This is a genomic window from Alicyclobacillus hesperidum (assembly GCF_900107035.1).
In the GTDB taxonomy this organism is placed as follows: domain Bacteria; phylum Bacillota; class Bacilli; order Alicyclobacillales; family Alicyclobacillaceae; genus Alicyclobacillus; species Alicyclobacillus hesperidum.
Genome location: NZ_FNOJ01000044.1, coordinates 1 through 2,340, shown reverse-complemented (window position 1 = coordinate 2,340; position 2,340 = coordinate 1). Strand labels below are relative to the sequence as shown.

The 2,340-nt window shown below is 47.1% G+C and carries 4 protein-coding genes; all 4 read left to right on the top strand.

What is annotated here, in order from left to right; genetic code table 11:
• Nucleotides 1–215: 215 nt before the first annotated feature.
• Genes BLU70_RS14145 through BLU70_RS14130 form a run of 4 tightly spaced genes read left to right on the top strand, consistent with a single transcriptional unit; the run spans nt 216 to nt 2,127 of the window.
• Nucleotides 216–1,271 (top strand): hypothetical protein, encoded by a 1,056-nt coding sequence (locus tag BLU70_RS14145; protein ID WP_074693997.1) that lies wholly within the window; start codon nt 216–218, stop codon nt 1,269–1,271.
• 13 nt (nt 1,272–1,284) lie between these two features.
• Nucleotides 1,285–1,497: a hypothetical protein gene (locus BLU70_RS14140; RefSeq protein ID WP_074693996.1), complete on the top strand. Its 213-nt coding sequence runs from the start codon at nt 1,285–1,287 to the stop codon at nt 1,495–1,497.
• A gap of 43 nt (nt 1,498–1,540) precedes the next feature.
• Nucleotides 1,541–1,894, top strand: a complete 354-nt coding sequence (locus BLU70_RS14845; RefSeq protein WP_244885244.1) for an RpnC/YadD family protein — start codon at nt 1,541–1,543, stop codon at nt 1,892–1,894.
• Nucleotides 1,895–1,905: 11 nt separating this feature from the next.
• Complete coding sequence (locus BLU70_RS14130; protein ID WP_074693999.1) at nt 1,906–2,127, top strand: transposase; 222 nt, start codon at nt 1,906–1,908, stop codon at nt 2,125–2,127.
• Nucleotides 2,128–2,340 lie beyond the last annotated feature (213 nt).

Below are 2,340 nucleotides of genomic sequence, written 5' to 3'. Positions count from 1 at the left end.
CGCCTTCGTCACGATGATCCCTCCATGGTCGGATTCTGGGGGGATCATCTCGCACCAGGCACGCTGGCGCTAGGTGTGCACTATTTGACGCTCACGTAGAAAAAATCGCTTCAAGTGTAAAGAGCGAAGTTGAGCAAGGAGTTCATCAATTAGCTGCGAGGGGAGAAACACTCCTAAATGCTATATCGGAAAAGAGCCAAAAGGAATTTAGTGGGATGGAGAAGAAAGCAATAGAAGCATATCACAGGGTACAAATGACGGTGGATCGAGATGCGACCGAAGCCAAGCACGTACTAGGCAATCTAGCTAAACACCCAGAAAAGACGTTGGAAGCAACGGCTGAAGTAGCGGGTGGAGCAGCAGAGACCGTAGCAGGAGCTGTTGGAGGCACTTTGTTCTCTGAAACGGTGATTGGTACTGCATTAGGGGCTGCAGCCACAATAGATGGTGTAAACAATGTACGAAGTGGAGTGTTAGATTTTAAAAGTCTTGCAGAAGGTAAACTAGAACAAGTCGGGACACATAATAGTATAGAAAACGCTTTAAGGAACAAATTTGGGGAAAAAGGGGGACAAATTTATCAAATTTCATCTGCCGTTTTAGGAATCGTTTCGGGCAACGGTGACTCTTATATTCTCGACGCTATATCAGATGAAATTGATGGAATAAAAAATCAAATAATAGGAGTTGGTTATGTCTTATCTCCTGTGGGATCAGATTCAAACTTTAAGGTGTATTTTGATACCAAGGAGTTCATGCCATCGGAATTTGTGAAAGAAGATAGTTCGAGTGAGGGTGAAATTACCCACGGTTTGGATGAAGCGCAAATAGAGGCTATTAAGAGCATCAAGAAGGGAGAAAGACCTGACCCTTCGACATATTTATCACCAGAATATATTGAATCTCATTTGAACTTATTTAAAAATGGAGTTGCGAAAATTGCAGCCCAAGATCCCAATGGGAAAATCGTGGGAGGTCCTACCGGAACCTTTGTTATGCCCAAGGATATTGCAGATAAATTGATAGCTCAGTCTGATGGTGATGTATCAAAATTGGAGTCTTTACTTGGGTTGGATAAGGGGACATTAGGAAAAGAACCCGTTCGAATAGATATTGACCATCCAGATGGACTCAGAATGCCTTCAGGAAATGAGTTAGGAGCGAATCATCAATGGATACCTGGAGGGTACACTTCTGGAGGCATACCTGAGGCGGTTATAGACCCGGTTGGGCCTGATAAATATACCGTTAGTAGAATATATAAAAAATAAGGTGGCGATTTTTATGGAGGGAAAAGAAACGGTACTTTTCAGTGACTATGGAATAGAAATTATTAGAAAACGGGATGCAATCTATATCAGATACGATGCAGGGGAGATCGTTCCTAGATTTGTTGAGTCTAGGATTACAGAAGAAGAATTTTATAAAGCAATCAAAAGCCCTCAAGACGCATATGAAGTTATTCTTAGCATACAGGAGAGGGAAAGTAATCCATAAACGTACAGAGTACGACCGGGTACGCTTGGCGTTCGTGTTCCATATGCGGTTTGAGCGCCGGACGCGGGATGAGGCGTTTGAGGAAATCGTCGAGGTTGTGCAGCGCGTGCCCGATGTGCATGAGCAGAACTATTTGGCGGCGCTGATTCTCGGCTTCAGCGGACGTGTGATGGCGGATGAGCAAAAGGAGCAGCTAAGGAGGGTGTTGGAGATGACGGATCTGTTGCGTGAGTTGGAGCGGGAGTTTGAGGAGAAGGGGATTCACAAAGGCGAGCTCTTGAAAGCGCGCGAAATTGCCCATAACTTGCTCGCGGAAGGCGTTCCGACAGAGGTTATCGAAAAGGCAACGGGGCTTTCGCGTGAAGAGCTGGAAGAGCTTAAGAAGCATCTGCATTGAAGGTGCTGGAGATGACGGATCTGCTGCGTGAGTTGGAACGGGAGTTTGAGGAGAAGGGAATTCAGAAGGGATTGCAACAGGGACTGCAGCAGGGGTTGCAACAGGGTCTGCTCGAAGGCAAACGGGAAGTCGCGCACCGCATGCTGGCCAAAGGCGCTAGTGTGCAAGATGTCGCGGACGTGACAGGTTTGGACATCAAGGAGATCGAGGAAATCCGTCAAAACCTGCACTGAGCATTGCGTCCAATCTCCAAGGGACTCGGCGTTTATGGCCGGGTCTCTTTTTGTGTCCGCTCAATCTGGCCTAAAGTTGGCGCAAAGTTGCACGTTCGCCGTGCTACGGTGGTGACAATAGAACGGTCGCACACTTTGGCGCGAAAGTGGCGCGTTCTGCACGTTTGGACGCGCTAAAGTCAGGTTGGAAACGGGCAAGGAGGCGATCCAGCG

Excerpts from the sequence above, each read along its gene's own strand:
- BLU70_RS14145 (WP_074693997.1), top strand. The coding sequence starts at position 216 with ATGGAGAAGAAAGCAATAGAAGCATATCACAGGGTACAAATGACGGTG.
- BLU70_RS14140 (WP_074693996.1), top strand. The coding sequence starts at position 1,285 with ATGGAGGGAAAAGAAACGGTACTTTTCAGTGACTATGGAATAGAAATT.
- BLU70_RS14845 (WP_244885244.1), top strand. The coding sequence starts at position 1,541 with ATGCGGTTTGAGCGCCGGACGCGGGATGAGGCGTTTGAGGAAATCGTC.
- BLU70_RS14130 (WP_074693999.1), top strand. The coding sequence starts at position 1,906 with ATGACGGATCTGCTGCGTGAGTTGGAACGGGAGTTTGAGGAGAAGGGA.